This is a genomic window from Chitinophaga sp. (genome assembly GCF_036566945.1).
In the GTDB taxonomy this organism is placed as follows: Bacteria; Bacteroidota; Bacteroidia; order Chitinophagales; family Chitinophagaceae; genus Chitinophaga.
This window is the reverse complement of the sequence record NZ_DATCVJ010000567.1, coordinates 1-2,078: the sequence shown is the minus strand read 5'-3', so window position 1 is coordinate 2,078 and position 2,078 is coordinate 1. Positions and strand designations below refer to the sequence as shown.

At 47.3% G+C, this 2,078-nt stretch carries 2 protein-coding genes and 1 pseudogene; 2 read left to right on the top strand and 1 reads right to left on the bottom strand.

All coding sequences use genetic code 11. The annotated features are described in order from the left end of the window. Nucleotides 1–190: pseudogene (locus tag VIP81_RS17215) on the top strand (SCO family protein); the annotation flags it as partial. Next, nucleotides 180–713, top strand: coding sequence for a cytochrome c (locus tag VIP81_RS17210; RefSeq protein WP_331963547.1), 534 nt, complete (start codon nucleotides 180–182; stop codon nucleotides 711–713). The pseudogene VIP81_RS17215 and the gene VIP81_RS17210, both read left to right, overlap by 11 nt. A 70-nt stretch (nucleotides 714–783) precedes the next feature. Here the strand turns inward: VIP81_RS17210 and VIP81_RS17205 are convergent, their stop codons facing one another. Further along, complete coding sequence (locus VIP81_RS17205) at nucleotides 784–1,950, bottom strand: TlpA disulfide reductase family protein (protein ID WP_331963544.1); 1,167 nt, start codon at nucleotides 1,948–1,950, stop codon at nucleotides 784–786. Between the last annotated feature and the right edge of the window lie 128 nt (nucleotides 1,951–2,078).

Genomic DNA, 2,078 nt, shown 5'->3' with positions numbered 1-2,078 from the left:
TTACTTTGCCAGGAAGGGACTGTACCTGACCGCCACTGACGGAGACGGGGGCGAAGATGATTTCATTCACAGTGATATTCTCGTCTTACTGGATAAACAACAACATATCAGGGGTTACTATAAAGGAACGGCGGAAGCCGAAGTGAGCACCCTCCTGGCTGACATCAAAAAATTACAACATGAACAGTAAACACTTCACCCTTATACTCCTGCTTTTCGCTACGGTAGTAGTGAAAGCCGCTGATCCGGCGGAGGGTAAAAAATTATTCCAGGCCAGGTGTGCCTCCTGTCATAATGTAAACAAGAAGCTGACAGGTCCTGCGCTGGCGGGTGTGGAAGACCGCCACTCCGAAGCGTGGATACTCAGCTTTGTGAAAGCCTCTCAGAGCATGATTAAAGCCGGCGATAAAGCAGCACTGGAAGTGTATAATCAAAACAACCAGGTGGCCATGCCCGATCATCCTGATCTGGACGATGACCACATCAGGGATATACTGGCCTACATCAAAGAAGAAGCCGGCAAAGCACCTAAAGATGATGCGCCCTTCCCCCGGCCCGGCCAGACACAACCCAACCTCATGCCCCTCACCATTTATAATATGCCTTTTATGATTGCGTATATTATGCTGGTAGTGGTGATGATTATTTTACTCGTATTTCTCGTGAACCTGAAAAGTTATGAAAAGCATATGGAGGAGAAAAAGCACGACTAAAATGTTCCTTCCCGAAACGACGAAAGGGGCAAAAGCTACTGCCCTTACCCCTTTCGTCCGGTTTTAAATACTATGGCAATATCTTTTTCAACGCTTCTTCCAAGGCCGCGCCTCTCAGATTGATGGCGATAATTTTCCCTTGTGGATCCAGCAGAAAATTCTGTGGAATCGATGCAATCATGTATTGCTTAGCGATGCCGCTGTTCCAGAATTTCAGGTCGCTCACATGATGCCAGGTAAGTCCATCGTGTGCGATGGCATCGATCCATTTTTGTTTGTCGCCTTCCTTATCCAGTGAAACGCCGATTACATCAAAGTTTTTATCCTTGTATTGCTGATAAGCTTTTACCACGTTCGGATTTTCCGCCCTGCAGGGACCACACCAGCTGGCCCAGAAATCCAGCAGCACATATTTGCCGCGGAGATCGGAGAGCTTCAATGTTTTACCATCCGGTGTTTGTGCCGCAAAGTCGGGCGCCAGTTTATTGATGGTCAGGCGTTCGGAGTTGGCAATCAATTGGCGCAGTTCCTCTCCCAGTGGGGAAGTACGTAAGGCGGGCGCCAGTTTGGCAAAAGTAGCTTTTGCTGCCTCTGTGTCGTTGATCCGCGCTCCCAGTATATCACGTAACAGGTATAAAGAAATGTAATAAGCCGGATGCTGCTGAATAAATGATTGCTGTAACTGGCTTTTTAACAGGAACAGCGCATCAAACTTTTGCATCCGTGCAGCATAGCCGGTAGTATCCGTATTACCGGCCTGTCTGTTCTCATAGTTTACCCTTCTCAACGAATCTATGGGAGCATCGGCCGGCGATAAAAAGGCGGTCAGCTCATCCCATTGACGCGTATACTCCGATCCTTTGATCTGCGCACCTTCCAGGGTATTCTTCGGATTAATTACTCCTTTTTGTGTCAACGTGATCTGATCGCCGTTATTGATAAACACGTGCCGGAAGCCGGGTATGGCGGGTCGGCCCATAATAGGCGCCGATAGGGTGCCGGCAAATGGCTGATCCGTTTCACCAGTGATGACAAAAGCACCGTTTTGTATCAATGCAGAATCCACACTTGAAGGAATTTTCCGCTTACCGGTTTCTTTTACCAGGTAGATCATGTGTCCGTTTAATATTTCCGGTACCTGTCCTTTAATGGAAAAAGTGTTGCTTTGCGCAAAAGCGCCCGGATGACTAAGTAACGCAGCTGGCAATAATGCCAGCATGGCGATTTTCTTCTTCATGTTTGTTATGATTGGTTTTTGATGTTTACAATGATTCCTATTTACTGATATCTGATAACCATTTCTGCTGATAGCTTTGCATCAGCTCACTGTAATGGTCCATTCTGGGACCAAATATGCTATGGCGG